Origin of the sequence: Bacillus litorisediminis (assembly GCF_022808645.1) — a bacterium.
In the GTDB taxonomy this organism is placed as follows: domain Bacteria; phylum Bacillota; class Bacilli; order Bacillales; family JC228; genus Bacillus_BF; species Bacillus_BF litorisediminis.
In genome coordinates, this window is record NZ_JAKZKT010000028.1 from 16,198 (window position 1) to 42,193 (window position 25,996).

Consider the following 25,996-nt stretch of genomic DNA (forward strand, 5'->3'; position numbering starts at 1 on the left):
AGCATAAAAACCCAAAATAACAGTACAGTCAAATCACTTATTTAACAAGAGAAAGGATGTTCGTATGCCAAAGATGGACGATTCAAAATTAGGTACACCTTTTGTTGTAACAGGCTTATTACACATGGTAGAGGATGAAGGATTCACACCGCGAGAAGCACTAGAAATTGTTGAAGATATTAAAAACCAAACATTCTTTGCTTTAATGGAAATCCAAAAAGAAAAGAGAGGTAATGCAAAATGAACAATGTAACACTTATTGGAAATATCAGTACAGACATAGATTTACGCGCAACCCCTAACGGGAAATTTGTAGCGAAATTTAACTTAGCGGTCAATAACCCATACAACCGAGAAAAGACTTCCTTTCTCCCTATCGAAATATGGGGGAAGCCGGCCGAACACACCAGCAATTTTTGTGGTAAGGGCAGCAAGGTTGGAATAACCGGATACCTGGAAGTAGACGAATGGGAAAAGGACGGTAAGAAGCATTACAAAACAAAGGTAGTAGCAAATCAAATTGAGTTTCTCACACCAAAAGGAAAGAGTGAGAACACACCACCGCCAAAACAGAATACAAACGAAGATCCATTCGCCGATAACGGAGAACCTATTGATATCAATGATGATGACCTACCGTTTTAATGAACAGTAGAAACAAACTGCGAAATAAGGAGATAGGTTATGAAGAAAAAACGTTGGTTACAGTACCTTACTAACATACACAGAATACACCATATCACTTGGAGCTATGGATATACATTAAAACCTTTTAGAGTAGGTTACTTTGATGAATATGGATTTAAACGAATTAAGAGAAGCGAGTATCATGATTGCACTTCAACAGGAATTTATTAACACGCAGTTCGTAGAATTGTTGAACCAAATTGTGCAATAGAGAAGGAGGATTAAAATGTCTGATAACGAGCGACTAGAAGTGATAAAAGAAATATTTGGCATTCAACAAATGCAAACTTTCTCAGATAGAAAAAACATCGTTTTCAACTTAGATGATTTAGGTTGGTTAATTGAACAAGCAGAAAAGGTTGAACGCTATGAAAAAGCTTTATTGGAGATAGCAAATTCCCCATATGGATTAAGGGAAGTAATGGTGAACACTGCTCAAAAAGCATTAGTTAAATAATGTCGCAGTTCGTAGAATTCATGACGTTGCAGAATCAAATTGCGAAATAAGGAGAGATAAAAATGGAAACAAAAATAAAGACAATTACTAAAACAGTTTATGTAGCCAATGATGGTAAAGAGTTTGATGATGAAGATAACTGTCTTTGTCACGAACAAGAATTGGCTCAAGAAGAGCGAGAAAGGAATATTGAAAAGGATTTAGGTTTTGAAACAAACGCTAACTTTCCGAGCATGTTAAACACTAATAGAAGTAATCACGAGTATAAGTTGTTTTTAATTAAAAACGAAAGTGATTTAGACCGTTTTGTAGAAATTTATGAATATTGGTTCACCAACTTGAAAAATTATTGGGAAGTAAATAAAGAAACATTTGTTTATCCAGATGTCCTTTGTATATTAGATTTCCCAACAGGTGGAGATGAACGCAGATTGTACAGATTATCACAGTTATGTCGTCAATTTAACGCATTTGTCGATGAAGTTTTTGCCAAAACTGATGATATGATGCAAGAAATTTAGTTCGCACTACGTAGAAAAAGTGAAGGAGTGAAACAATGAATCTATCTAAACTATTTGAAGCACAACGTCAATTAGATAATCGCATAGTAAAGGAGAAAGGTCTTGAAGGACAAGACCTTCTCCCTAAGAAAATTTTAGCTTTGCAAGTGGAGCTGGGGGAGCTGGCAAATGAACACAGAGGGTTTAAATTTTGGAGTAATGATCAGGAGCCGAGACGAATAAAAAAATCCATTGCATTTGCAAATCCGTCTGGCCCATTTGAATACGTTACTTACCCACTCCTAGAAGAATATGTAGACTGCTTACACTTCATTTTGAGTATCGGCAATGAGTATGGATATAAAAGCGAACCCACTTTAGCAATAGTACCAGATAACGTACTCGACCAGTTAAACGACTTATTTAAGATCGTTTCATTCATGGACAATCTTTACAAAGACATGGGATATGGATGTGGAGTGCATGATTTTTACGATGACTTGTTAGGCAACTTTATGAATCTAGGAAAATTGCTCGGCTTCACTTGGGAGCAAATCGAACAAGCCTACTTCGACAAAAACCAAACGAACCATAGGAGACAAGAAAATGGCTACTAAACTAGATCCAGTACACCGATTAGAAATCATATCCGAATTAGAAATTAAAATAGGCTATGCCTTTGAATATCTTCGTAGTTTAACAGATGAACAGTTACTAAAACTGCAAAAAGAGAGGGGATAACGTGGGGAAAAGTCAAAGAAATAAAGGAGCTCGCGTTGAGAGGGAAATAGCTGCCATGTTAAATGGCAAACGTGTCCCTCTTAGTGGGGCAACCTCATTCGCTAAAGGTGATGTAGAAGCACTCGGTATGAAGTTTGAAGTGAAGGCGCGGAAAGATGGATTCAAACAAATATACGGCTGGCTAGAGAAGGACGATGTAGATGCTCTAGTTATTAAAGCAGACAGGAAAGAGCCTTTAGTTGTATTGCCGATTAGTACATTTAAGGAGATGAAGGAGAAATGACAACAGTAAACATTGAACTTAGTTCCTTAATTATAATGACGTTATCCATTGGACTATCAGCTTTTTCAGTAGGATATTCGCTATGTAATTATTATTGGGTGAAAGAGTCGAGTAAGAAGAAGGTGAAGTGATGGAAGATAAAGTTTTCCTTGAGGAACCAGTATCAATTGAAGAACTGAAAAAGGAATTAAAAGACGAACTTCCATCAGCCGTTATCAAAGCAATCAATAAGCATAATGACATAATCAACTCCATAAACGCATTTGAAGAAAACCTTGACGCTCTTACTCCTTTTCAAATAGCAAAACTCGAACACTATTACAACAAGGCAGAACGTGAAGCATGGAAGATAGCTGGATACTATAAAAGCCAGTATCAATATTACTTCGGGAAAGCGAGTACAGAGCGCGGAAAATTCTATATCCATGAACGGGAAACCAACAAATGCACAGTCAATGACTCTAATTACAGAAGCAAAATACAAGAGGGAATCAACCAAGAAATATCGGGCATATATGAAGGCTACTACGTCACGTGGAAAGGGATAGCACACAGCTACAATGGGATGCAGCTAACCTACAAAGATATGATTAAGGCCATTAAAAAAGAGGACGAGTAGGGGTGAAAAGATGTTAGATACGTTCATTCATTACAATGATTTGCGTTTAGAAATGGAAGTAGTCAAAGAACAAATCTATTTCACCGAGAAAGAACTTGAATATTGGTTCGGGATTAGAATGCACGATAAAGAATTAGAAGGCATTCCATTAGGAGCTATAGGCGTTCACAAGTTTGGAGTGCCGGCAGCCTTAGAACAAGCGGAAAAGAAAATAAATGCGATTAACAAACTTAGAGACCGACTAGAGAAACTGGAAACTGAAGAAGGCAAGATAAGAGAGTTATTGAGTCGTTTTAAAGGACTTGAATACAAAATAGCATACATGAAATATGTGGAGAGAAAAACGCTAAGAGAAATCGCAGAGGAATTATGTTACAGCTACGACTATATAAGAGAGGTTCACAGCAGGATGAAAACCCACAACGAACCCACAGACAGTATTGCAATTTCATAATACTATGGTATTAGGCAAAACTTTCATTCCCCCCTTTTTGAGAAGGCGGTATCCAATCGGGTATCGCCTTATTGTATCGAATGGGCGCATGTTCCAAGGTGGCGAAACGGTCTCCAAAACCGATTGTGATAGGTTCGATTCCTATCGCCCGTGTTATTTCCGAAACGCTCACTTACTTATAGGCCTATGTGCCACTACTGTCCTTGTAGGGGTAAGTGTCAAGGAAAGCGGATTAGGGAAGGAAGGCGGCACTATGATTACATGGTGTCGTCTTTTTACATTGTTAATTCGCCAAAATTGAGATAAACACAATCAGGAACATATTCAAATTAAACGTGGGTGAACTCTCCTATACAAGCGCAAGTGATGGGTGGGGCGCAGGAGAATATAAGGACGGTGAGAGAGTGGAAAAACACCATATTTGGACGGATGCAGAAGATCGGCGGCTCATTGAATTAAGAAAATGTGGTCTATCTCAAGAGAGTACCGCTGAACGACTGACGGAGGAATTTGGGTTAAGGTTCACTCGGAATGCCGTCAAAAATCGTGAAGCAAGAATAGATAAAAACGAACATGAACGAACAGGAGGAAACCTATTTCCTGATTACTTATACGAACTAGATGAAGATGTTGTGTCTTGGCCAGAACTATTAAAGAGCCGACAAAAGATATATGACCACTTCAAAGGACAAAAAGTATACATTGACTCATACAGTGACTTACATAGTCCTTTAATCGATTTTAGGGCTATCGAACAGATATTAAAGGACAACGAAGAAGTACATAAATTTTATAGAAACGTAGGATATAAGATTGTAGCTGTTATAAATGGGGATTTATACGATTTCCCTCAACTAAGTAAATTTGAAAAAGGAAGCCAGCGCATCAACCTGGAGAAAGAAGTAACAGTAGCAGACGAACTATTAAAGGTTCTATCCAGCAAATACGATGATGTGGTGGTTATCTTAGGAAATCACTGTGTGCGCTTATTTAAGTGGGTACAGAAAGCGGCTGAGAGAGTGCCAGAGATACTGGAATACTTTGAAAAAAGATTAGATCCTTTAATTGCTGCAAAAGAGAAGTATAAAAACTTGCATTATCACAAACATAACAAGATTCAGATAGGTAAAACCATTTTCACGCATCCATTTGGGTATAATCAACCCATATTACGGACAGTAGAGAATGAAATGATAAAGATACTCTCTCACAGAGACAGATATCCGAATCCCGACGTTCAAGCGGTCATAATGGGACACACTCACCAATTAGGTCATTTTTGGCTGAATGACGTATTAATAGCAGAACAAGGTCACCTTACATTACGACCTAACTACAACATGGAGAATGAGCCTAAGAGGGATTGGAAACGTGGTTATATGGTTGTGGTGATGGATGAACAAGGGAATGTGAATCAGAAACAATCAAGGACGGTGCCAGTATGATAGCAACAATCGGAAATATTACGGTAATGGGAACTCCTGAGGAAATAGAACGGTACAGGGAAATCGTTGAAGCTAAAAAAGAGAGGGAATAATCCTTTTCTAAATACAGCAGACGGAGTACCCGAACATGTGAAGAATTACGGGAAGAATGATACGGCATATATCAAAACAACCGAATCGAAAACACAGGTATGGTTCTAGGAGGTAAGGTGAAATGACATGAGTAGACCATTAAAGTTCGAGAGTGTAGAAGAACTTCAGGAGAGAATACAAAACTACTTTGATTACTGTGATAACAATAAAGAAGTAGCGATTACAAAGGATGGCGATTTGGTCGAAGTGCCGAATCCGAAACCTTATACGATATCGGGATTAGCTTATTATCTCGGAACGACAAGACGGACTTTGCTGGATTATGAGGCTAGAGGTGACGAGTTTTCTCACACGATACGCGCGGCTAAGGCAAAAATCGAGATGTTTGTCGAAGAAAGCTTATGGAAACCCAAGATAGCTAGTGGCGTTATCTTTAACTTGAAAAACAACTTTGGCTGGATAGATAAATCAGAATTACAGCAAAGTGGCGAAACCACCCACAACATCAAAACAGATAAGGATCTAAGTAATCTCACAGTCGAGGAGTTGAAACAACTTGAAAACATCCTCAATAAGACTTCCGACACTGAATGAGGTTAGAAAAGCATTAGCTAAGAAAAACTATGCGGATTATGTCTCTTATTCTCATGAGGGCAGATATAAACATGCGAGACACACAGAATTTATCTGCGACATTATCCAAAAAGCCATAGATAAAAAGAAATTAATGCGTGAGGGTAAGGTACGAACCGAGAACCAATACATTGCTTTAAATATGCCCCCACGACATTCTAAATCCATGACCATTACGGAAACTCTACCAAGCTATTATTTAGGACATTTCCCTGAAGATAGAGTGATAGAGATTTCCTATAATGATACATTCGCTCGTAAATTTGGGAAAAAGAACAAAGAGAAGGTTAGACAGTTTGGTAAAGAGTTATTCGATATCGAAGTATCAAAAGATAGTAGCGCAGCCGATGAATGGAATCTGGATAACAACATAGGCGGTATGATTAGCCGCGGGGTTTTATCAGGGATTACCGGTCAAGGTGCAGACTTAATGATAATTGATGACCCTATCAAGAACCGAGAAGAAGCAGAAAGTGAAACCATGCGTGATAAAGTATGGGATGAATGGATAGACTCATTCTCCACGCGGTTACACCCTGGGGCGATTGTCATTCTCATTCTTACCCGATGGCATGAAGATGATCTACAAGGAAGGTTACTCAATCCTGAATACGGGCAGCCGCTAAGCTGGCAAGTATATAACTTCCCTTTAAAAGCAGAGGAAAACGACATACTAGGCAGAGAAGTGGGCGAACCATTATGGCCGGAACGATACGGATATGAGTTTATCATAGAAAGGGAACGGTATCCTTCTTCCTTTAACTCACTTTATCAAGGTAGACCAACAAGCCAAGAAGGGAACTTAATTAAACGGAATTGGTGGCAGTATTATGATGTACTTCCGCACATACAGAAGAAGATCCTTTCAGTTGATGCGACTTTCAAAGATGAAGATGACAGCGACTATGTAGCCATTCAAGTTTGGGGTAAAACAGGAGCTAATATGTATCTGATTGATAACATGAAAGCTCGTTTAAACTTTCCGGCTACTCTGCAAGCAATACGGAATATGTTAGCTAAACATAAAGGTATTTCTGCTAAGTATGTAGAGGATAAAGCTAATGGTCCAGCTATTATATCTATGTTGAACCGAGAGATAGGCGGATTTATTAAAGTAAATCCACAAGGTGGAAAAGTAGCAAGAGTAAATGCTGTTTCTCCTTATATCGAATCAGGAAATGTGTTCTTACCAAGACATGCAGAATGGGTGCATGATTTTGTTGAAGAATGCGCGAGCTTCCCTAAAGGAAAGAATGATGACCAGGTTGACGCTATGTCACAGGCTTTAAATAGATTTATTTACTATTATGCAGAGATACCAATGAAATCTGATCCAGACAATCCAACTCCTGCTGAACGTCACGCAAAAGCAGTAAGACAAATGACCGGCGGTAAACCAAATGTTAATGCCTTTACAAAATGGTAGGTGAGAATATGGAATACCTATTAGGACTACTAACCCCAGTAGTCTTATTTTTATGTGGATATATCGGGTATTCGTTAGGTAATAAACAGAAGCCAAAGAAACCCAAACATGAGGACCAACAAAGAAAAGTAGAACACATGGAGAAAATGCACAATGATTTTGTGAAAATGATGAACTACAACGAAAGCATAGCCCTCCAACGGAAGAAGGTGAGACATAATGAGTGAGTATACAAAGGATTGGTGGTTATACCAACGTGGGATTCAATATAACAACCGATTAGAACCAAGTTACTATGACACAGTAGACGCAAACTTAGCCTTCTTTGAAGGGAACCAATGGAGAAACTTAGAAGTAGAGGATATGCCGAAGCCAGTGTTTAATATCATCAAACGAATTATCTCCTTCCAAGTAGCTTCTCTTACATCATCTAAAGTCAAGATTAACTTTGAACCCTTGTTAAATTCAGAGAACCCAGAAAATCCGATTTCACCTAGTAAAATAGCAAACGCCCAGGTGCAGAACTTATTAGAGAAGTTTAAGTTTGATTTCAAAATTAAAGATTCTCTATTCGATGCGGCCATAACAGGTGATGCCTGCGCGCACTTTTATTTTGATGTGAATAAGAAACCGTATGGATCTCTTTCTGATGCAGAAGGCGAAATCTGTATGGAGTTAGTTGACGGAACGAATGTATTTTTTGGTAACGCCAATAACCCGAGAACAGAAGGGCAGCCGTATATCATTATTAGCGGTCGTGATATGGTTGAGAATTTACGCCAAGAAGCGAAACGTTATGCCAAGCAGAGTAAAGAAAAAACCAACCCGGATGAAATAACAGAGGATTACAACTACGAGTATCAAGCCGGGGATGCCGGACAAATAGAAGTAGATGCCGATGATTATGGGAAGGCTCTTTATATCATTGTGTACCGTAAGAAAAAGGTAAAGCGCACTGTAAAAGATGAATTAGGCAACCCAATGCTTGATGAACAAGGAAACGAAGTCAAAGAAGAAGTAGAAACCATTGTCGCATCTAAAAGCATAGAAAATACCTACATCTACAAGGACGTAGACACTGGGCTTTCCCATTACCCGGTCGCATGGATGAACTGGGAAAAGCAAAAGAACCAATATCACGGCCGTGCATTATGCACAGGTATCTTACCAAATCAAATATTCATAAACCGCATGTTTGCTATGGTCATGTATCACTTAATGATGACCGCCTTCCCGAAAGCTGTATATAACGCAGATATGCTCGATGTGTGGAATAACGAAATAGGGGCGGCGATAGCGGTAAGTGGGATAGGACCACATGAAAACATTAAAAACATTGCCGGTTACTTAGAGCCTGGGAATATGTCGAATCAGATTATCGAAGCAATTGAATTGGCTATGGAATATACCAAAGAAACATTAGGGGTATCCGATGCCGCGCTCGGGCAAGTAGATCCAAAGAATACATCAGCCATTATTGCAGTGCAGAAGTCGAGTGCTATCCCATTAGAAAATCCGAAGTCTAATCTTTACGAGTGGATAGAGGATATTGGAAAAATCTTATTCGACATGATGGGAACCTATTACGGATTACGCCCACTCACAATCGATATTGAAGGCGAAAAGCAAGTTGTTGAGTTTGATTTTAGCCAGTTTAAGAATTTGTGGTTCGATGTACGGGCGGATGTAGGGGAATCTTCTTACTGGTCTGAAGTGGCTGCTATTCAAACGCTAGATAGCTTACTAATGAATCAACATTTAGATATTATTGACTACTTAGAACGCGTACCGCCTGAATACATTCCGCAGAAAGAACAATTAATTGCCAAAATTAAGGAACGAATGGAGCAGGCAAATGATCCGATGAACTTAGTTTCACAACTACCACCAGAGGAACAACAGGCATTTATGAACGCGCCGCCAGAATTACAACAACAAATATTAGCACAGATCCAAACACCGCAGCCTATGTAGGTGTTTTTATTATGGAGGAATATATGACGTTATTAATCTTTTTATTTGCTCACTTGTTAGCGGATTATCCATTACAAGGAGAGTTCCTAGCTACAATGAAGGGCAAAAATGTAATTGCTTTATTTTCTCATGCAGGTATTTGGACTGGATGTATTGCTTTAACAGGTCATCTGTTAGGTTTTGACGTTGGTTACATTGATATAGCTTCACTATTTATTGTTCATACGGTAGCAGATTATTTAAAAGTAGCTAACAAACTTTGGTATAAGAAATTAGATTCACTAAAGGGCGGATTGCTATGCGACCAATTAATTCATGTAGGACAAATATTATTATTTATGCTACTGGGCTAGGAATGAGAGTTTCCTAGCCTTTTAAAATTATCGCCCTACCATAGGCGAAGGAGGATTTACAAATGGAACTAAATGAACAGTTCAATGCCAACCATAGCACTGAACAAGAAGATGTAATTTTACCTGACGATTTCGGTCAAGAGGAAGTCGCAGAGACACAAATAAAAGAATCGGCCGAAGAAGTCGAAGTGGAGGAAACCGAAGCCCCACCACAAGCGGAGGAACAACCGACACAGGAAGAAATTCAAGCACTTAAACTCAAAGTCAAGTATAACAGCCAAGAATTAGAGCTAGACGAAGAAAAGGCGCGTGAATTGGCTCAAAAAGGTCTTAATTATGAAAAGGCGGTTGAACGGGCGAAACAAGAAGCCCGCGATCAATGGGTAGCCGAGCAAGGGTTTACCTGGAATGGGAAACCGATAACCACAGAAGCCGAATATAAGCAGGCTTTAATGGAACAAGAACTCATGCAGAAATACCAAAATCAGAACTTGCCGGAAGATGTAGTGAAAGAGCTCATTGAAAACCGTAAGTTCCGTGAACAGTACGAAGCAGATCGTAAAGCAAAAGAACAACAAGAAAAGTCAAATGCAGAGTTTCAAGATTTCTTTGCTTATTTCCGTGAACTAAATGGCCGCGATTTTGACAGCGCAAAGGATAAAGTACCCCAAGAGGTATGGGACCTTAATCAAAAGGGTGTGCCGTTGAAATTCGCTTACATGCAACATCATACGAACCAATTACAAAACCAATTAAAAGTATTAAAACAGAATCAAGAAAACGCTCAAAGAGCACCTATTCAAGGAGTGACCCAACACGGCAGCCAAGAAATAGCCGCGGAAGATGACTTCTTGAAAGGATTTAATTCAATTTAAGGAGATGAACCACAATGGCAGTAAATTTAGCCTCTAAATACGAAAAGAAAGTTGATGAGAGATTTAAACTCAAATCCCTTACAGAATCAGCGGTAAACCATGAATATTCTTGGGATGGAGTAAACTCTATCAATATCTACTCAATTCCAACAGTAGGGATGAACGACTACACGAAGTCAGGTCTTAACCGTTACGGTACAGCTGCAGAACTAAACAACGAAGTACAAACAATGACACTCACTCGTGACCGTGCATTCACATTCACGATTGATCGCGGTAACTACCAGGATACAAACATGACTTTGGAGTCAGGCAAGGCGCTTGCTCGTCAAATTGATGAAGTAATTGTTCCTGAAATCGACTCATACCGCCTATCAACCATCGTAACAGCTGCCGTAGCTAACGGTCATACTACAACTGCTGCTGTTGACAAAGCGACTGCTTATGAAGCTGTACTAAACGGTAATGAAATGCTGGATGAAAAGAAAGTACCGGTGGGAGGTAGATTGCTTTATGTCACCCCAGCATTCTACAACCTAATTAAACTAGATCCATCTTTCATCAAGTCTACGGAAATCGCGCAAAAGATGTTGATTAACGGTCAAGTAGGGGAATTGGATGGAATGAAAGTAATTAAAGCTCCATCTTCTTACTTCCCGGCAAATACACCGTTTGTCATTGTTCATCCAAAGGCCACCGTTGCGGCTAACAAATTACAAGACTACAAGACTCACAACAACCCTCCTGGTATCAATGGTTGGTTAGTTGAAGGTCGTGTGCGTTATGATGCGTTTGTTCTTAACGAGAAGATCGATGCATTATACGCTCACAAAACTCCTGTAGTTTAATAATAAAGTTGAGGTGAAATAGCATGAGTAAAACATTTGAAATTGCAGTAGAAGGTAAGAAGGAAAAAGAAAAGCTAGTGGCCAGGGATGATGTGCAGGCAGCTGCTATTGAAAAAGTGCTAAAGGAACGCAAGGAAGCCGCTGAGAAAAAGGCGAAAGCCGAAGCGGAACGAAAAGCACAAGAAAAGAAATAATTAAAGAGGGGTAGGGATTTTTTCCTACCCTTTTTTCATTGGGTGGTTTATATGGAAAAACAACGAAACTTTGTGACTCCTTGGTGTGAATGCGGGTTACACAAACGATATCGAAAGGGATGGAGAAAAGACGGTAGCCCTAGATTCCATTCAAAATGCAGATATTGCCAAGGTATTCCTAATGGCAGTAATAGAAAAGATGCTAACTACGGAAATTACAAAAAGAAAAAATACTGTGAAAAATGTGGGTTTGTAGCAGAATATCCTTGTCAATTGGACATTGACCATATAGATGGAGATAGAACAAATGGAGATTCCTCAAATTTACAAACATTGTGTGCTAATTGCCACAGAGTTAAATCTTATAAGGAAGCTCAGAAAAAAGTTTATCAGAGGGTAAAAGGAAAGTACTAATTTCCTGCCCCTTTTTTATTTGTATTGAGAGTAGGTGATGAAATGGCGGTAACAGGTCAACAAGTATTTGATATGGCAATGGTGTTGATTGATGAAGTATCGGAAACAGGGAATATTGTAGCGGATAATCCTGAATACTACCGGGCAAGGTCTATTAAGATATTGACCTTATTACAAGCGGAACTAATGAGAGTTTCAGAAACACCTGTTGTCATTAACGACCTTTCTCAAAATCTATCATTATCAGACAAGCAATGTCTGACCGTCTTGCCTTATGGTTTGGCAGCACATTTATTAATTCAAGAAGATGTCAATACCGCTTCATTCTTTAATGCGCGTTATGACGAGTTAAAACGTAGATCCCCAGCGACCATTGAACCAATTACCGATGTAAATAATGTGTTAGGTGGGATGCAATAATGGCTCAATTTAGCCCACGACCAGTACCAGAACCACCACTTCTACGCATAGAACCATTTAAAGGTATGAACCTAAGCGTAACACCTACACAAATAGATCAATCTCAATCCCCCGATATGCTAAACATGAACATCGACGAGAGAGGGGCATTAAACAAGCGCACAGGCTATGAACGAGTATTCCCTACTTCATTAGGAGTCGGACAAATAAATGGACTGTATGAGTACCGTAAGAAAGATGGAACCGTTAAATTCCTCATAGCCCACGGAACAAAATTATACACACAATCCGGTTCAGACCAACCGGTTGAGATATATAACGGATTAGCGAATAACCGAGTAAATTTCTTCACCATGAATGACAAATGTTACATCCTAGATGGAACTAATTATCTTGTTTATGATGGAACCGCTGTGTTAGCCGTAACACCTTATATTCCGACTCTATCCATTTCTAAACTGCCCGCGGGCGGTGGGGAACCGTATGAGGATTTCAACTTACTAGGCGCAGGATTTAAAGATAGCTTTTCAGCCGATGGAACCGCAACCGTATTTCAGCTATCTTTAACTAATCTGGATGCGATAGCGGTAACAGCAGTAGTAGACGGAGTTAATAAGGCGGAAACGACGGATTTTACCGTTGACAGAGTAAATGGAAAAGTCACCTTTACCACAGCCCCAGCCAAAGGCACAAACAACGTTATCATCACAGCCTATAAAACACAAGTCGGATTCCCGGACCGAATCAAGAAATGCCGTTTCCATACGATTTTCGGCGGTGCTAATGACACACGGGTATTTGTCGCTGGAAATCCAGAACGACCTGATGAAATGTGGAGAAGTGGATTACAAGACCCTTCTTACTTTCCAGAGAACGGGAACTATAAGATGCCCGGCAATATTATGGGATTTGCGAAACAATATGATTACTTGGTAGTCGAACGAGATAACGGCAAGCATGTAGTCAATTATCAATTAGTCGATGGAGTCGCTAGTTTCCCTTCTAAGCCAATCAATGACCAAGTGGGTACGATTGCTCAAAACTCTATTCAAATCATCGAGAATAACCCTGTATCGCTCTCTAAAGATGGGGTGTATATGCTAACAGCTTCAAATGTCCGAGACGAAAGAAACGTATCTCACCTATCCGAAAACATAGATGCCCGGTTACTCAATGAACCCAACTTAGAAAATGCCGTTTCCGTGGAGTATGACAAGAAATACTGGCTTGCGGTCAATGGGAATGTCTACTTATACGATTATGTAGTGGGTGAATGGTTCTTCTATGACAACATTAAGGCAAACTGCTTTATCGAGAGAAACAGAGAATTATACTTTGGTAGCTCAGAAGAAGGGCTTTTATATAGATTCATGAAAGACACAGAAGGGAATCCATACAATGATGATGGAGCTCCGATTGTTTCTTATTGGAAATCGAAGCAATTTACTTTTGGGGCCGATGAACTACGGAAACTCGTGGAGAAAGTCTATTTCGGTATGAAGCCAATGACGAGAACGAGCGCGGATCTATACTATGTCTCCAATAAAAAAGAAAGTGCGTTAATCAAAACATCACGCATGGATTTATTAGACTTCCGCAACATCGACTTTAACAACTGGTCGTTTATTGTTTCATCCTTTCCGCAAGAGTCTATGGCGAAAATCAAAGCAAAGAAAATCACACATTTTCAATTAGTCATAAAGAATGACAAATTAGACGAAGGCTTAGGCTTGTTATCGGTAGGGATGAAATACCGTTATCAATCCGCAGTCAAGTGAGGTGAAATAAATGCCTTTACAAAAATTATTACAATTTACCAAAAAAGTATCAGACTTAGCAGACAAACCGAATCAAACTATGTCGGCTGCCGAAGTCAAAGCACAGTTCGACGCGGCCCCAGATGAAGTGCGGCAATATTTAAACCAATTAATTGATGCCTTGCAATCTACTAAAGATGGTGATAGTGGGGCAGATAATATAAAAGCTACTGCTATTACAGGATTAACAGGCGGAACAGTTCAAACATTGTTAGAAAATTTAAAAGCACTAGATGATAGCAATAAAGAATATTTACTTTCACAAATTCAAGGAGTGACACTAGGTCAAATTCCTGATGGAACAATAACTGATGCGAAATTATCAGATGCAGAAGGTCAAATTAAACAGAGTTTTAATGCACATCAGGCGGATTTAGCGTCACAAGAAGTTAATAAAGGAGCTAGTTTGATAGGAATCCATGATGCTAATTCCTTATTCACTTCAACCAATGTTGAAGGTGCATTAAGTGAGCTTTTTACAGATGTCAGTAATGGAAAAGTGCAAGTCCGTGACGCTATTACTGGCAAGGGAGGAACAGTCGCGGACGGTGACGGGGATGGAATACCAACGTTTTCAGAGTTGAGTACGGGAATCAATGGGATACCCACAAAAAAATTAACCAATCTTTATTCAGCAAACCAAACTAGTGTCTTTTCTGCTAATCGAGTACTACGAAGTGACGGTTATTTTTACGAGCAATCTGGTACGAGTCGGAAGAAATATGATAAGAACGGCACTTTAATTGAAACCTTGAATAATGTATTTCCGTCTGATATCGGTACTGCTTATGCATCTCCAAATGGAATTATCTACAAGAATACTAATTCTGTATCATCTCCTACTTCTAAAATTAATTGGGATGGTACTTTATTGGAAAATATTTCTGATAGTTATCCATATACTTATTTTAAGTCCGCTCACTTTGAATCTAGTGCATATTTTAGACAACAAGGTGATGCCAGTACTGTTTCCTTGGTTTATAGGGGGACCGTGATTCTTACGTCAAATGCCACTTCCAATGGTACTATTCGTGCCGTTTGGATTGATGATGTGACATGTATTTTCTTACACGATAATGGAGGGTTACAAGGTCTTATCAAATGGCAAGGCGGAAGTAGTTTTACTCATTTAATAACTACTCTTCAATCAGCGTTATTTGGCGTAAGAAATATGATTTAATACCTACTTTTAGGAGGGTTTAATATGGAAATATTAAAAGTATCAAATCTAATACAATCCAATGGGCAAGCTGATTATAAAGGGCTAGACATTTCCAAAATCCAAGCAGGAAGCCAGCTTTATCCATCTACTGAAAATACTGCTTATTTCTTCTATAGTGGAGAAGTTCAAGCAGGGCCGGAGGTTACTGTCATCGACCAAGCGACATATGACAACGTAAAGGCTCAAATCGAACAGGAACTTGCAAACATTGTCACACCTGAAAAGAAACTTGAACAATTAGAACAGCAACAAGACCTCATGCAAAAGGCGATTGATGATCTTATTTTATCAGGGAGTGGGTTGTAATGGCAGACTACATGGGTCAAAGAATCATAGACGGTGCATACACTTACGATTATGTAATCTCAAAAAGACCAGACCTAAAAACAGGCATTGATGCCTATTTAACCGAAAAAGGTCGAGCGGATTTAATAACTTCTTAATATCCAACAGGACGCTTATGTGACATAAATAATTTTTAAACAAACACCTAACAAGGTGTATTTTTATTGCCAAAAAGAAGGTGAAACTATGGCAGTCGATAACTCAAATACATTAGATCGAATGAGGAAGGATAAAGACTTCCTAAATTCAGAATATCAACGGGCGCAACAAGTTATAAACGACAGAGAGAAACAAGGGTTAGATATCTCCGCCCAACAACGTTACTTAAATACGATTGGTAACATCAACCAAGCAAACTGGGGAGGGGCAGGGCTATCCTCTACTAAGCAATTTGACCAAGAAGCCTATTTAAAGCAATTCCAAGACCAAGTAAATAACATGTACAATCAACAAAAAGAATCCCAGCTCGCTCAACTCCGTGCGCAACGTGACCAAGCGGTAGGGCAGATTAACCAACAAAAAGCACAAGTTGCCCCACAATATCAAGGAATGCGGAACCAAACGGATGCCGTGAATCTTCAGAACGTACAGAAGTTACGTGAAGCCATGGCAAATGCGGGATTAACTTCTAGTGGGGAGAATGTTACAGCACAAGTAAATATGGCTAATCAACGACAAAACTCATTGAATTCTCTTAACCTACAAGAACAGCAAACTATTGACGATTTAGACCGCCGTATCGCCGACTTAAACAATCCAGCTAGTGAAAATGCGTTAATCGCTCAATTAGAAGCTGAACGGGCTAGAGCCCTTTTAGATTTAGGTATGCAAGCTGACCAAATCGGATATAGCCGTGGTAGAGACCAAATCATGGATAACAGATGGCAAACTCAATGGGATTACGGTGTAGGACGTGACCAGGTAGCCGACAATCAATGGAAACAGCAGTTCGATTATCAACTCGGCAGAGACAGAGTAGAGGATTCCCGTTGGAGAGAACAATGGGAATATGGCAAACAGCGTGATGCAATTAGCGACCAACAGCGTGCTCAAGCCTTACAATGGGAAAAGCAACAATTCCAAACGGAACAAGCATGGAGATCATACGTTTACAACAACATGTCAGCATCCGAAAAAGCACAATTGGAGTGGAACCGCGAAATGTTCGGGGATGACATGGCATGGAAGATTGAAGAAAGCAACCGTAAAGATAAGCTAGCCCGTGACCAAATGGCATTTGAATCGGGTTTTCTGGAACCGTAGGAAGTGGAGGGCTAGGTTCGTTAAGTAAAAAATACGAGTCTGGCTCATCCGGTCCTGGAACCATCGCCAACAATAGTGGTGATTGGGGCGGTGCTTCCTACGGGACTTATCAAATCGCCACAAATACAGGTACAATGAATAGTTTTCTCAATTACCTGAAGAAATCCAGCCCATCGACGTATAACGCATTAAAAGGATATACACCGGGCAGTTCAGGATTTAACAACGCATGGAAACAGTTAGCGCAAAAGGATGCTAAGGGATTCGATGCCCTACAACATGGATTTATTAAACAATCCCATTACGATCCGGCAGCAAACAAAATCAAAAGTAGTTTAGGAATCGACATAAATAAATACTCCCCAGCGGTTCAAAATGTATTATGGTCTACAGCGGTTCAACACGGCTCACAAGGGGCATTAAACGTGTTCAGGAATGCTGGCATTAGACCAGGTATGAGTGAGGCGGACATTATACGCAGGGTATACGCAGAACGCGGAGCCAATAACGGAGCGAAATATTTCTCTCGTTCATCACCTGAAATTCGTCAATCCGTTGTGAATCGTTTCCAACGTGAAATGCGTGATGCCTTAAAGATGCTAAGTTAGGGAGTGGTCAATCAATGTCGAGCCTCGGGATGTCGAAAGAAACGTACAAGCATATTCGCGATAACCTTCACACATTAAAATTAGATTTAGAAAATGGAAAAATTTTAAATAGGAGTGTTAAATCGTTAAATTCTAAAGGTTATTTAGAAGTAAGGTTAAAAGGCAAAATAGTTAAACAACATCAAGTATTCGCTATAGCAATGTGGGGCGAAAAATGTATTGGGATGGTTGTAAATCATATTAATGAAATCAAATCTGATAATCGAGCGGCCAACTTAGAATTACTTACATGGAGAGAGAATCTTATAGTTTCTACAAAGACCAATAAATCTGGCAAACCATTCGGGAGTGGTAAACCTAAAAGCCCCATTAAAGCTATCAATATTGATACAGGCGAGGAAATAGTATTTGAATCTCAGTGCGAAGCAGCAATTCAATTGGGATTAAACCGAGCTGGAATTCACCATGTTCTGAATAGAAAACAAAAGCACGCAGGTGGTTATAGATTCGAAAGAGTAAGTTAGGAGGGTAAATATGGTACAACGACCAACACAGCTAGTAGACGGAGGAGGACAACTTAATCCTTTTAGTCGTTTACAAAGCAAATACCAATCCAATGCAAATCGATTATTCGGGGGATTTACTCCTTACAACCCTCCTAGCAGTTCTTATTATCGTGACTTGGGGGAGAGAGCCTATCAGAGAAAGCTAGAGGAAGAAGAACGAAAAAAAGCCCAGAAAGAAGCAGAAAAGGATAATGAACTGTATGCAAAGTACGGCATAAATGTAGAAGGCGACACTTCCACTATTAAAGCCGATGATTACTTTATGGAAGAAGAACCAATTCCATACGATGCAGAAAGAAACCAATCCATTGATAATGATCGTTTCGCAGGTCGATATTCTAATGAAAATAGCGAAGCCGAGGAAAGAATCAGAAAAGCATTATCCAAGAAGCCGAAGGAAACCGAGGAAGAAGAGCGCGGGGGCTTATTAGGTGTTCTTGATAGATACTTAGTTCCTTTTTCTGACGCTATGACAGAAACCGTTTTTAAGGGTAACAATGAAAAAATGATTCAGAATGACCTTAGAGACGGAAAAATTGATAACCCTGTAAATAAGGCAACTTTAGTAGACCGAGGGTTAGAAACTGATATTCTTCGTGGAGCTGGCACCATTGCAGGATATGCTGCGCCTGTATCTTATGGATATAGAGGGGCTAATGTCTTACTAAACCGTACAGGAGCCTTAAGTAAAATATCAAATCCTTACGCCCAAAGAGCAGTAACAGGAGCAACCGCAGGGGCATTGACGGAAGCTGGAATGTCTGCAACGAATGAATTTTTTAACTCGGAAGCTGGCAATCTACAAGACTATGCCCTACGTACAGGAATAGGGGCGTTAGGTGGAGCTGCCTTAGACCCTGCTGTATATGGATTAGGGCAAGTGGCTAGAAGGGGATTAAGTTCACTTCGTAATTCAATGGATCAATTCATGCCGAACCAAGAAACCATGCAAAGCTGGGCGAATACATTACGGGCAGATGCAAACGGGAATGTACCAACTAATGTGTTAGCCTTACCGGAACCTCAATTACGTTTGCCTGCTCCAACTAGAGCCGTAGAGCCTAGTTTAGAGAATATTCGCAATGTAGCTAATGTTGACCGTTATAACTTACGAAGTCCGATTCCTCAGATGCCGGATAACTTACGAACCATGTTGAGAGACGCGGAAATTGAGCGATACCGTCAACATATACCAGATGAACCTTCTACATCACAAATTGAAACAGAAACAAGACCACAATCTTACTGGCAACAAAGATATGAGGAATTTGCCCGTCAAGTGCAAGAAAACTATAATCCTAATAATCTAAACCAAGAAACATTAGAGGATTTATGGACGCAATTTGCCCGATATGATGAACCATACACCTTAGAACAAGTGGTAGATTTAGCTTACCCACCAGGATTCGAGGCACCACCAAGAACACCGCCTTTATTAGAAGCATTAAGAAACGACCAAAATATAGTGGATGCTCTTAGACGGTTACGACCAGAACCACAACAACCGCCTAGTATTGCAGAATCTTTACGAAGAATCCAAAGGGATGTAGGTACGCAAAGACCTACTCCACAACCAGAGGAAACACCGTTACAGTTTAGAAGAACAATTCAAGTAGAACCGCCTTCTACTGAGAGGAATACAGGGAACCGGTTAAATCCTTTTGAATCTCTTAGCCCTGATGAACAATCATTATTCGCAACACAACCAAGGGGATTTGAAGCCATTCGGGCGAATAGATCAGCGAGAGATGAAATTGCGGCTTCCTCAGAAGCTTCTCTAAGTCGATTACAGCCAGCTAGAGCCATCGAACAAACAGGCGGGAATGCGGAATCCTTTAGAGCCAAAGTAGACCGGAATCCTAAGAAACAGCGTACAGGTGGATTCTTCCAAAACTTACGTACTCAATTTGTGGATGATTTAGCTCCATTAGAAAACTTAGAGCGCAGATTAACCGGGAGTGTCTCAAGTGCGGAAGATAGCCTTTATAAACAGGCTCGTTTATTCCGTGGTAGCCCTGAAAAAGCGAATCAGTTTGTACGAGATAACGTCTATCCAATCATTAACGATGTACGGAAACAAGGCTTAAAAATTGAGGATTTAGGCGATTACGCTTTAGCGGTTCATGCCCGAGATGTTAATGCACAAGGTATTAATTCCGGATTCACCAATGCTGAAATTGAAGATGTCATTCAAAAGTTAGGCACTCCTGAAATGGAGGCGGCTAGACAACGATTACTACAAGTAAACAATAGTATCCTAGATATGCTATCAACAGGAGATGCCCCTGTAGTAGACTCTGGGCAAGTGGCAACTTTACGTGAGAGATGGCCAAACTACATGTCTCTATTCCGTTCTTTTGATGATGATAAGGTAGACTATGCAACCGGTCTAAGCAGAGCTTTATCAGTAGCAACCAGCCCGATTCAAAAGCTTGAAGGTTCCGATAGAAACGTAATTGATCCAATCGAAAGTATGATTAAAAATATTTTCAAAGCGACCAATGTAGTCGATAGAAATAATGTAGCTTCTAAATTAAAGGGATTGGCGAATAAAGATGTAGAAGGTAATATTATACGTAAGATTGAAGACGGGGAAGACATAAGTAGACTAAATGTTATCACCTTCTTAGAAAACGGTAAAAAACAGCGTTTCGAAGTTCCGCCAGACGTTTATCGGGCTATGAAGGATTTAGACAGGGAGTCTACGAATACAATAATTAAAATACTACAAAAACCTGCTTCATGGTTACGTGCCGGGGCAACATTAACGCCTGAATTCTCACTACGTAACCCATTGCGTGACGTGCCTCATGCCTTTATCGTATCCAATTCAGGGTTTAATCCAATTACGGATTTCACTTATGGCTTAGTTCAGTCCATCGGAAAAGGCAGAACCGTTAAAATTGGGAACAAAGAATTTAAGGCACCAGGGGAACTTTACAACCAGTGGATTAAAGAAAATGGTGGGTATGGAAACTTAGTTTCAATGGACCGTAATTTACATCGTCAAACGCTTAAAAAGGCACTACAGGAATCCAGCACACATTATATTGATGTTTTAGATCCTAGAACCTACACAACCCTTTTAAGAAGATTAGCGAATCCCCTTAGTGTCCTACGTAGTATTTCGGACGTAAGCGAATCCGCTACAAAGGTAGGAGAATTTAGAGCTGCCCTTCGCCAAGGAGTAACTCCACAAGAAGCTGCCTATCGGGCAAGGGATATTATGGACTTTGGGCGTTCCGGTGCTAGTATTCGAGAAGCTAATAAAGTGGTAGCCTTCATGAATGCTAATATCCAAGGTAAAAGTAAATTATGGAGAGCCTTTAGGGAAAATCCTATGGGTGTCATAGGTAAATCGGTAGCAGCTGTCACAATTCCTACTATCGGAGCAATAGTGGCCCAAGAAAAGTACGCAAATGAACAACAAAAGAAAGTCTTAGACGATGCTCCACAATGGATGAAAGATACGTTCTACTTAGTACCTATTCCTGGAACGAATCAAATTGCACGTATTCCGAAACCGTTTGACTTAGCATTCGCGTTCTCTAACACGATAGAAAGAGCGGCCGATTACATTCGTAAAAACGATGAAGAAGCCTTTGATGATTGGATTAAGCAAGGTTTTTCGACTGCTTCCATACCAACAATGCTAACCGGTCTTGCTCCTATAATCGAAGGGATGGCGAATTACTCGTTTTTCCGACAAGGCCCAATCATTCCGCAGAGAGAGCAAGGTTTAGAGTTTCCAGATCAATACGATGTAAACACAACTGAAGCCGCCAAGTTCTTAGGCAACCAAATTAATAATCTCACAGGCGGACAAGGAGCATTCCGAAACTTTGGTTCTCCGCGGGTTATTGACAACACAATCCAAGGGCTGACAGGCGGGTTAGGATCGTATGTCACAAGCGCGATTGATTATTTTGCAAGGGATGATGAGGGACCAGAACGCCCAGACAAGAATATCGACCAAACTCCACTATTTAAAGCGTTCTTAGTCAATCAATCTTCATCCGGCCAAGCGTTAGACGATTTCTACACCTTGAAAGATCGCTTAACAAAGGCTAGAGGTTCAGCAAAACAGAATGAACAAGAATTCCCGCAAGAAGACCTTTACGACTTTGTAAATGACATGTCTCAGGAACTAAGCGACATAAACAAAGTAATTAGAACTGTAGAAAATGACCCTAACATGTCTGGTGAAGAAAAACGGAGTCATTTAGACAGGCTCATAAAGCAACGTAATGAATTTGCTCGTCAAGCAATGGAACTATTAAGGGGTGAATAATTTGGCATGGTACCACTGGATTGCTGGATATCTGATTATTATCGCAGGTATCACGTTCACAATAATACCTGAAAAACCTTTATGGTTATGGGTTTCTATTTTCATAACTGGTGGAATAGGGTTATTGATGGTGTTTTTACCACACAAAGAAGATAAATATTCAAGTAAAGAGGGTTAAGTATGAGGGGGAGTATTTGTTTAGTTATTTTGATATTAACAGGATGTACTAGCGCGTCTTCATCAGAAGAAGATACTATTTCCGTAGAAGAATTTCAAAAAGCTCTCGATGAAGCATACAACCTAGGCTATGTCGATGGATTAGAAGCAGAGAAACAAGAAAAAGAGACTTCAATAACACCTACATTTTCTAGCGGTCTCTCCTTAATGTCTGATGGATTGGACTGGAAATTTGCAACAGAAATAGATAAAAAGGATTTCATCCGGTCGCTTGCTAATTCTGGTGAAGTAAGAATCTATGTATCACAAATTGATAATTATGTAGATGCTTTGGATGTGTATTACGGTGAATCAGGGAATGGATTAAAAACATTAAAAGAAGCAATAGAAGAAATTGAGGGCTCATATTGAGTCCTCTTTTATTTTGGAGGAATAACACATGGAAACGCTAATTTTTGGATTTGACATAAAGGCAGTCGTAGGAAATAACATATGGCACTTAGCATTAGGACTAGTTGCTTTTGATATTGCAACTGGTTTATTAGCAGCAGGAGTGGAAAAGAAAATCAACAGTTCCATCAATTTTGTGGGCTTAATTAAAAAAGCAGGGATATTTGTTGCGCTCGCTTTTCTAGTGTTTGTGGATGCTTTTATTAATGCAGACGGGTACATTATTCAAATAGGCGTATGGGGCATTGTCGTGTATGAAGGATTAAGTATTATTGAAAACTTTAGCCGGATTGGAATTAATCTAAATTTCCTGACCAAGTATTTTGACCCTAATAAGGTAGGGAAAGGTGATAAGTAATGAACATTATTCAAGACTTTATCCCAGGATACAAAGCCTATTCTATGGCCCCCAAATACATCACGGTACACACAACGAGAAACCTAAGCAAAGGTGCCAATGCTAGGATGCACAGTAAATACTTGAAAGGCACAGACACTTCTCAAAAATCCTGGCATTTAACCGTTGATGATAAGGAAGTCATTCAGCACATTCCATTCGATGTAAACGGCTGGCATGCTGGGGATGGGCAAGGAAAAGGGAACCGCCAATCAATAGGGATAGAAATATGTGAAAATGAGGATGGAGACTTTGATAAAGCGGTACATAACGCGATTGAATTAATCCAATACCTCATAAACAAGTTTAATATTCCAATAGAGAATGTTGTCCCTCATAAACGATGGAGTGGTAAGTCTTGTCCAGTGAGATTACTTCCTGTATGGGATAAATTTATTGATGAGGTGAAAGGCGTGAAAAAGAACGATATTGAAGGACATTGGGCAGAGAAGTCCCTACAAAAAGCCATTAATAAAGATATCCTTAAAGGCTATGAAGATGGCACCTATAAGCCTGATGAACCTTTGACAATGGCTCGATTCATGGTGTTTTTAGATCGCTTGAATTTATTGGATTAAAAAAGGCTCCTTCCTTAATCGGAGGGAGCTTTTTCTTTGTGTATCTTTTCCCATAATTCCAGCGACTTAGGAGAGAGCCAACTTCTATGCAATTCATTTTTGTAATACTCATAGAACGCTCTTTTCTGTTCCTCATTGAATTTCTTGACCTGATGTATATGATCCTCACAGTAATATTTAATTTCATCTTTATTCCACTCTTTAAGGGGAAAAATCCCTTCTTTTCGTGCGCAATATAGACACTTCATAAGCCATTCCTCTAAAGTATGAATGTATTTTTTACCCGTTTTGATTTAAAAAGATATGGAATCCAAATAATACATGTTAAAAAGTTCCGAATAATAGAGTCCCAAATTCCTTGTTGAGCTGATGCTAGGTCAAATTCAGGTATCTGTGAGTATATAGATAGCGTATATATTATGTTTATTAGATTCATAACTAAGATCAATATCCAAAATATCGTCAATCGTATTGGAAAATATTTTTTCATCTTATACATGATTACAATCATGTAAATAGATCCTATCGTAATCAAACTGTGAAAAATCAACTCATAAATCAATCCATAGGACAATCCAGGTATCCCTGTTTCTGGTGAGGTTACATAATCCCAAGATTCTTTATCAAGGAAGAAAACAGATAAATCATTTAGAATATAGATACCACTTGTCAATGCACTAAAAGCAAGACCTAAAACAATTAGTATGAGCCATCCTCCAATACCCCAAGGTTCTAATTTTTCTTTTTTAATCTCTGCACTACTTTCCATCTTTCCATTCCCCCCATATTACAGTGTAAAAATCATCCAACTTACAATTTAATAAGTAGGCTAAAATGTAAGCTTTGTCAAATGGTATTAAGCTATGACCAGTTTCATAGTTCCTCAATTGTTTTACGCTTACCCCTAACTTTTCTGCGATAAATTTCTTTCTTAATCCACTTTTTTGTATTAGTTCCCCTATATTGCTTTTAAGTAATATCACGCTTTTTTATCACCCAGTATATGTATTCTGTTAAAGAAAATTTTCTCCTTTAAGAAATTTTTTTAGATAAAACAGGCAATTTAATTTCCGTTCTTCATATGAATAGCATTACAAATCAAAAAGGAGTGATGGTATGTGTCGTTGTGGAGAATGTGAAGAATGCTGGGGCTATATGGTGGAGGATGTGAATCTAAATGGAGATTATTAAGTTTTCGGAGTTCATGAAAGGCAGCGTGATCCAATCCATTACCCCGGACCCTCAAATATTCCATATGGTCGATGTAGGCTTTAACTTCTTCCTCACATCCGGGGCAGTTATCCTAACGCTCGTCTTACTTGAAAAGGCGGGCTTTTCTGTCAATGAATCATTAATGAGGGTAATCATGATAGGCTCTATAGCAGGGTCTATACTGTTATTCGTATTTAAACACAGATTCTTTCGTCATGTGCTATTAGGATGGTAAGGTATTAGTCTTTTGGATAAGGTTAAATATTTGATTTAACATGTTGTCCGACTTGTCTAACTTCGTGTTGTTGGACTGAAACGTCTTTAGGTTTTTTCACCTAAAGCCACCTTTTCGTCATTCTTCGAATGTCTCAAAGCTGGGAGGGGAGCAAATGAGTTTTTATGATGATGTAATGAGTCATTACGAAACGAAAAAAATAGTAAAGGATAAGGGTTGGGATAACTTTTTAAACACGCTTCAAAACCAATACCCTGACCGCGAACTCTATAAAGTTAGCATGGATTGGTACGATGATATGAAGTACATTTGCAAAGCAAAAGGAGTAATGGGTGATGTGATTATCGGGTGGAAGGAGAGAGGGGATAAGTGATATTAGAAACTTGGCTTCTAATTCAAGTGGTTTCTTGTTCTATATT

General features: G+C 39.4%; 35 protein-coding genes. 33 read left to right on the plus strand and 2 right to left on the minus strand.

The window, feature by feature from the left end:
- Positions 1-64 precede the first annotated feature (64 nt).
- The 31 genes from MLE14_RS14440 to MLE14_RS14585 all read left to right on the plus strand — a co-directional run bounded on the left by MLE14_RS14440 (position 65) and on the right by MLE14_RS14585 (position 24,130).
- Positions 65-244: a hypothetical protein gene (locus MLE14_RS14440; protein WP_243299123.1), complete on the plus strand. Its 180-nt coding sequence runs from the start codon at positions 65-67 to the stop codon at positions 242-244.
- Positions 241-645: a single-stranded DNA-binding protein gene (locus MLE14_RS14445; RefSeq protein ID WP_243299124.1), complete on the plus strand. Its 405-nt coding sequence runs from the start codon at positions 241-243 to the stop codon at positions 643-645. The genes MLE14_RS14440 and MLE14_RS14445 overlap by 4 nt, the downstream gene beginning before the upstream one ends.
- Positions 646-913: 268 nt before the next feature.
- The gene (locus MLE14_RS14450; RefSeq protein ID WP_243299125.1) at positions 914-1,144 is read left to right on the plus strand and encodes a hypothetical protein; all 231 of its coding nucleotides are present in this window, start codon (positions 914-916) and stop codon (positions 1,142-1,144) included.
- A gap of 62 nt (positions 1,145-1,206) precedes the next feature.
- Positions 1,207-1,665 (plus strand): hypothetical protein, encoded by a 459-nt coding sequence (locus tag MLE14_RS14455; RefSeq protein ID WP_243299126.1) that lies wholly within the window; start codon positions 1,207-1,209, stop codon positions 1,663-1,665.
- Between the two features lie 35 nt (positions 1,666-1,700).
- Positions 1,701-2,261, plus strand: a complete 561-nt coding sequence (locus tag MLE14_RS14460; RefSeq protein ID WP_243299127.1) for a dUTP diphosphatase — start codon at positions 1,701-1,703, stop codon at positions 2,259-2,261.
- Positions 2,251-2,385 carry a hypothetical protein gene (locus MLE14_RS22490; RefSeq protein WP_279326848.1) on the plus strand — a complete coding sequence of 45 codons (135 nt, stop codon included), beginning with the start codon at positions 2,251-2,253 and terminating at the stop codon, positions 2,383-2,385. The genes MLE14_RS14460 and MLE14_RS22490 overlap by 11 nt, the downstream gene beginning before the upstream one ends.
- A 1-nt stretch (position 2,386) precedes the next feature.
- Positions 2,387-2,668, plus strand: coding sequence for a hypothetical protein (locus MLE14_RS14465; protein ID WP_243299128.1), 282 nt, complete (start codon positions 2,387-2,389; stop codon positions 2,666-2,668).
- Between the two features lie 130 nt (positions 2,669-2,798).
- Entirely contained in the window at positions 2,799-3,287 is a 489-nt protein-coding gene (locus MLE14_RS14470; protein ID WP_243299129.1) for a hypothetical protein, read from the plus strand.
- Between the two features lie 10 nt (positions 3,288-3,297).
- A complete protein-coding gene (locus tag MLE14_RS14475; RefSeq protein WP_243299130.1) occupies positions 3,298-3,741 on the plus strand; it encodes a hypothetical protein in 444 nt (147 codons plus the stop codon).
- 404 nt (positions 3,742-4,145) lie between these two features.
- Entirely contained in the window at positions 4,146-5,186 is a 1,041-nt protein-coding gene (locus tag MLE14_RS14480) for a metallophosphoesterase (protein WP_243299131.1), read from the plus strand.
- 219 nt (positions 5,187-5,405) lie between these two features.
- Positions 5,406-5,873 (plus strand): DNA-packaging protein, encoded by a 468-nt coding sequence (locus tag MLE14_RS14485; RefSeq protein WP_243299132.1) that lies wholly within the window; start codon positions 5,406-5,408, stop codon positions 5,871-5,873.
- Positions 5,836-7,338 carry a phage terminase large subunit gene (gene terL / locus MLE14_RS14490; RefSeq protein WP_243299133.1) on the plus strand — a complete coding sequence of 501 codons (1,503 nt, stop codon included), beginning with the start codon at positions 5,836-5,838 and terminating at the stop codon, positions 7,336-7,338. The genes MLE14_RS14485 and terL overlap by 38 nt, the downstream gene beginning before the upstream one ends.
- Before the next feature lie 219 nt (positions 7,339-7,557).
- Positions 7,558-9,312: a portal protein gene (locus tag MLE14_RS14495; RefSeq protein ID WP_243299134.1), complete on the plus strand. Its 1,755-nt coding sequence runs from the start codon at positions 7,558-7,560 to the stop codon at positions 9,310-9,312.
- An 11-nt stretch (positions 9,313-9,323) separates the two neighbouring features.
- Entirely contained in the window at positions 9,324-9,665 is a 342-nt protein-coding gene (locus MLE14_RS14500) for a DUF3307 domain-containing protein (RefSeq protein ID WP_243299135.1), read from the plus strand.
- Positions 9,666-9,727: 62 nt separating this feature from the next.
- The gene (locus MLE14_RS14505) at positions 9,728-10,540 is read left to right on the plus strand and encodes a hypothetical protein (RefSeq protein WP_243299136.1); all 813 of its coding nucleotides are present in this window, start codon (positions 9,728-9,730) and stop codon (positions 10,538-10,540) included.
- A 14-nt stretch (positions 10,541-10,554) separates the two neighbouring features.
- Complete coding sequence (locus MLE14_RS14510) at positions 10,555-11,388, plus strand: N4-gp56 family major capsid protein (protein ID WP_243299137.1); 834 nt, start codon at positions 10,555-10,557, stop codon at positions 11,386-11,388.
- A 23-nt stretch (positions 11,389-11,411) separates the two neighbouring features.
- On the plus strand, positions 11,412-11,582 hold the full coding sequence (locus MLE14_RS14515) for a hypothetical protein (RefSeq protein WP_243299138.1): 171 nt from the start codon (positions 11,412-11,414) through the stop codon (positions 11,580-11,582).
- A gap of 51 nt (positions 11,583-11,633) precedes the next feature.
- On the plus strand, positions 11,634-11,996 hold the full coding sequence (locus MLE14_RS14520; protein WP_243299139.1) for an HNH endonuclease signature motif containing protein: 363 nt from the start codon (positions 11,634-11,636) through the stop codon (positions 11,994-11,996).
- Positions 11,997-12,038: 42 nt separating this feature from the next.
- Positions 12,039-12,416 carry a hypothetical protein gene (locus tag MLE14_RS14525; RefSeq protein ID WP_243299140.1) on the plus strand — a complete coding sequence of 126 codons (378 nt, stop codon included), beginning with the start codon at positions 12,039-12,041 and terminating at the stop codon, positions 12,414-12,416.
- On the plus strand, positions 12,416-14,194 hold the full coding sequence (locus MLE14_RS14530; protein WP_243299141.1) for a DUF2460 domain-containing protein: 1,779 nt from the start codon (positions 12,416-12,418) through the stop codon (positions 14,192-14,194). The genes MLE14_RS14525 and MLE14_RS14530 overlap by 1 nt, the downstream gene beginning before the upstream one ends.
- Before the next feature lie 10 nt (positions 14,195-14,204).
- Complete coding sequence (locus MLE14_RS14535; RefSeq protein WP_243299142.1) at positions 14,205-15,413, plus strand: hypothetical protein; 1,209 nt, start codon at positions 14,205-14,207, stop codon at positions 15,411-15,413.
- A gap of 24 nt (positions 15,414-15,437) precedes the next feature.
- Positions 15,438-15,761: a hypothetical protein gene (locus MLE14_RS14540; protein ID WP_243299143.1), complete on the plus strand. Its 324-nt coding sequence runs from the start codon at positions 15,438-15,440 to the stop codon at positions 15,759-15,761.
- A complete protein-coding gene (locus MLE14_RS14545) occupies positions 15,761-15,898 on the plus strand; it encodes a hypothetical protein (protein WP_243299144.1) in 138 nt (45 codons plus the stop codon). The genes MLE14_RS14540 and MLE14_RS14545 overlap by 1 nt, the downstream gene beginning before the upstream one ends.
- An 88-nt stretch (positions 15,899-15,986) precedes the next feature.
- A complete protein-coding gene (locus MLE14_RS14550; RefSeq protein ID WP_243299145.1) occupies positions 15,987-17,063 on the plus strand; it encodes a hypothetical protein in 1,077 nt (358 codons plus the stop codon).
- The gene (locus MLE14_RS14555; protein ID WP_390628938.1) at positions 17,042-17,671 is read left to right on the plus strand and encodes a VgrG-related protein; all 630 of its coding nucleotides are present in this window, start codon (positions 17,042-17,044) and stop codon (positions 17,669-17,671) included. Before MLE14_RS14550 ends, MLE14_RS14555 begins: the two co-directional genes overlap by 22 nt.
- Positions 17,672-17,700: 29 nt before the next feature.
- Entirely contained in the window at positions 17,701-18,195 is a 495-nt protein-coding gene (locus tag MLE14_RS14560) for an HNH endonuclease (protein ID WP_243299147.1), read from the plus strand.
- A gap of 10 nt (positions 18,196-18,205) precedes the next feature.
- Entirely contained in the window at positions 18,206-22,528 is a 4,323-nt protein-coding gene (locus tag MLE14_RS14565; RefSeq protein ID WP_243299148.1) for an LPD38 domain-containing protein, read from the plus strand.
- Between the two features lies 1 nt (position 22,529).
- On the plus strand, positions 22,530-22,706 hold the full coding sequence (locus MLE14_RS14570; protein ID WP_243299149.1) for a hypothetical protein: 177 nt from the start codon (positions 22,530-22,532) through the stop codon (positions 22,704-22,706).
- Between the two features lie 2 nt (positions 22,707-22,708).
- A complete protein-coding gene (locus tag MLE14_RS14575; RefSeq protein WP_243299150.1) occupies positions 22,709-23,116 on the plus strand; it encodes a hypothetical protein in 408 nt (135 codons plus the stop codon).
- Positions 23,117-23,144: 28 nt separating this feature from the next.
- Positions 23,145-23,513: a phage holin family protein gene (locus MLE14_RS14580; protein ID WP_243299151.1), complete on the plus strand. Its 369-nt coding sequence runs from the start codon at positions 23,145-23,147 to the stop codon at positions 23,511-23,513.
- Complete coding sequence (locus tag MLE14_RS14585) at positions 23,513-24,130, plus strand: N-acetylmuramoyl-L-alanine amidase (protein WP_279326849.1); 618 nt, start codon at positions 23,513-23,515, stop codon at positions 24,128-24,130. The genes MLE14_RS14580 and MLE14_RS14585 overlap by 1 nt, the downstream gene beginning before the upstream one ends.
- Before the next feature lie 259 nt (positions 24,131-24,389).
- On the opposite strand, the gene MLE14_RS14595 is transcribed toward MLE14_RS14585, so the two are convergent.
- Entirely contained in the window at positions 24,390-24,899 is a 510-nt protein-coding gene (locus MLE14_RS14595) for a DUF2569 domain-containing protein (protein ID WP_243299152.1), read from the minus strand.
- Complete coding sequence (locus tag MLE14_RS14600; RefSeq protein ID WP_243299153.1) at positions 24,889-25,113, minus strand: helix-turn-helix domain-containing protein; 225 nt, start codon at positions 25,111-25,113, stop codon at positions 24,889-24,891. Before MLE14_RS14600 ends, MLE14_RS14595 begins: the two co-directional genes overlap by 11 nt.
- Before the next feature lie 194 nt (positions 25,114-25,307).
- Here MLE14_RS14600 and MLE14_RS14605 point away from each other — a divergent pair, with 194 nt between their 5' ends.
- Together MLE14_RS14605 and MLE14_RS14610 are read left to right on the plus strand one after the other, a co-directional pair.
- Positions 25,308-25,577 carry a hypothetical protein gene (locus MLE14_RS14605; protein WP_243299154.1) on the plus strand — a complete coding sequence of 90 codons (270 nt, stop codon included), beginning with the start codon at positions 25,308-25,310 and terminating at the stop codon, positions 25,575-25,577.
- A 154-nt stretch (positions 25,578-25,731) separates the two neighbouring features.
- Positions 25,732-25,950 carry a hypothetical protein gene (locus MLE14_RS14610; RefSeq protein ID WP_243299155.1) on the plus strand — a complete coding sequence of 73 codons (219 nt, stop codon included), beginning with the start codon at positions 25,732-25,734 and terminating at the stop codon, positions 25,948-25,950.
- The last annotated feature ends 46 nt before the right edge of the window (positions 25,951-25,996 follow it).

Excerpts from the sequence above, each read along its gene's own strand:
- MLE14_RS22490 (WP_279326848.1), top strand. The coding sequence starts at position 2,251 with ATGGCTACTAAACTAGATCCAGTACACCGATTAGAAATCATATCCGAA.
- MLE14_RS14460 (WP_243299127.1), top strand. The coding sequence starts at position 1,701 with ATGAATCTATCTAAACTATTTGAAGCACAACGTCAATTAGATAATCGC.
- MLE14_RS14515 (WP_243299138.1), top strand. The coding sequence starts at position 11,412 with ATGAGTAAAACATTTGAAATTGCAGTAGAAGGTAAGAAGGAAAAAGAA.
- MLE14_RS14545 (WP_243299144.1), top strand. The coding sequence starts at position 15,761 with ATGGCAGACTACATGGGTCAAAGAATCATAGACGGTGCATACACTTAC.
- MLE14_RS14575 (WP_243299150.1), top strand. The coding sequence starts at position 22,709 with ATGAGGGGGAGTATTTGTTTAGTTATTTTGATATTAACAGGATGTACT.
- MLE14_RS14440 (WP_243299123.1), top strand. The coding sequence starts at position 65 with ATGCCAAAGATGGACGATTCAAAATTAGGTACACCTTTTGTTGTAACA.
- MLE14_RS14495 (WP_243299134.1), top strand. The coding sequence starts at position 7,558 with ATGAGTGAGTATACAAAGGATTGGTGGTTATACCAACGTGGGATTCAA.
- MLE14_RS14485 (WP_243299132.1), top strand. The coding sequence starts at position 5,406 with ATGAGTAGACCATTAAAGTTCGAGAGTGTAGAAGAACTTCAGGAGAGA.
- MLE14_RS14505 (WP_243299136.1), top strand. The coding sequence starts at position 9,728 with ATGGAACTAAATGAACAGTTCAATGCCAACCATAGCACTGAACAAGAA.
- MLE14_RS14445 (WP_243299124.1), top strand. The coding sequence starts at position 241 with ATGAACAATGTAACACTTATTGGAAATATCAGTACAGACATAGATTTA.
- MLE14_RS14510 (WP_243299137.1), top strand. The coding sequence starts at position 10,555 with ATGGCAGTAAATTTAGCCTCTAAATACGAAAAGAAAGTTGATGAGAGA.
- MLE14_RS14525 (WP_243299140.1), top strand. The coding sequence starts at position 12,039 with ATGGCGGTAACAGGTCAACAAGTATTTGATATGGCAATGGTGTTGATT.
- MLE14_RS14475 (WP_243299130.1), top strand. The coding sequence starts at position 3,298 with ATGTTAGATACGTTCATTCATTACAATGATTTGCGTTTAGAAATGGAA.
- MLE14_RS14610 (WP_243299155.1), top strand. The coding sequence starts at position 25,732 with ATGAGTTTTTATGATGATGTAATGAGTCATTACGAAACGAAAAAAATA.
- MLE14_RS14520 (WP_243299139.1), top strand. The coding sequence starts at position 11,634 with ATGGAAAAACAACGAAACTTTGTGACTCCTTGGTGTGAATGCGGGTTA.
- MLE14_RS14580 (WP_243299151.1), top strand. The coding sequence starts at position 23,145 with ATGGAAACGCTAATTTTTGGATTTGACATAAAGGCAGTCGTAGGAAAT.
- MLE14_RS14535 (WP_243299142.1), top strand. The coding sequence starts at position 14,205 with ATGCCTTTACAAAAATTATTACAATTTACCAAAAAAGTATCAGACTTA.
- MLE14_RS14560 (WP_243299147.1), top strand. The coding sequence starts at position 17,701 with ATGTCGAAAGAAACGTACAAGCATATTCGCGATAACCTTCACACATTA.
- MLE14_RS14455 (WP_243299126.1), top strand. The coding sequence starts at position 1,207 with ATGGAAACAAAAATAAAGACAATTACTAAAACAGTTTATGTAGCCAAT.
- MLE14_RS14565 (WP_243299148.1), top strand. The coding sequence starts at position 18,206 with ATGGTACAACGACCAACACAGCTAGTAGACGGAGGAGGACAACTTAAT.
- MLE14_RS14470 (WP_243299129.1), top strand. The coding sequence starts at position 2,799 with ATGGAAGATAAAGTTTTCCTTGAGGAACCAGTATCAATTGAAGAACTG.
- MLE14_RS14530 (WP_243299141.1), top strand. The coding sequence starts at position 12,416 with ATGGCTCAATTTAGCCCACGACCAGTACCAGAACCACCACTTCTACGC.
- MLE14_RS14500 (WP_243299135.1), top strand. The coding sequence starts at position 9,324 with ATGGAGGAATATATGACGTTATTAATCTTTTTATTTGCTCACTTGTTA.
- MLE14_RS14585 (WP_279326849.1), top strand. The coding sequence starts at position 23,513 with ATGAACATTATTCAAGACTTTATCCCAGGATACAAAGCCTATTCTATG.
- MLE14_RS14605 (WP_243299154.1), top strand. The coding sequence starts at position 25,308 with ATGGAGATTATTAAGTTTTCGGAGTTCATGAAAGGCAGCGTGATCCAA.
- MLE14_RS14550 (WP_243299145.1), top strand. The coding sequence starts at position 15,987 with ATGGCAGTCGATAACTCAAATACATTAGATCGAATGAGGAAGGATAAA.
- MLE14_RS14595 (WP_243299152.1), bottom strand. The coding sequence starts at position 24,899 with ATGGAAAGTAGTGCAGAGATTAAAAAAGAAAAATTAGAACCTTGGGGT.
- MLE14_RS14450 (WP_243299125.1), top strand. The coding sequence starts at position 914 with ATGTCTGATAACGAGCGACTAGAAGTGATAAAAGAAATATTTGGCATT.
- MLE14_RS14540 (WP_243299143.1), top strand. The coding sequence starts at position 15,438 with ATGGAAATATTAAAAGTATCAAATCTAATACAATCCAATGGGCAAGCT.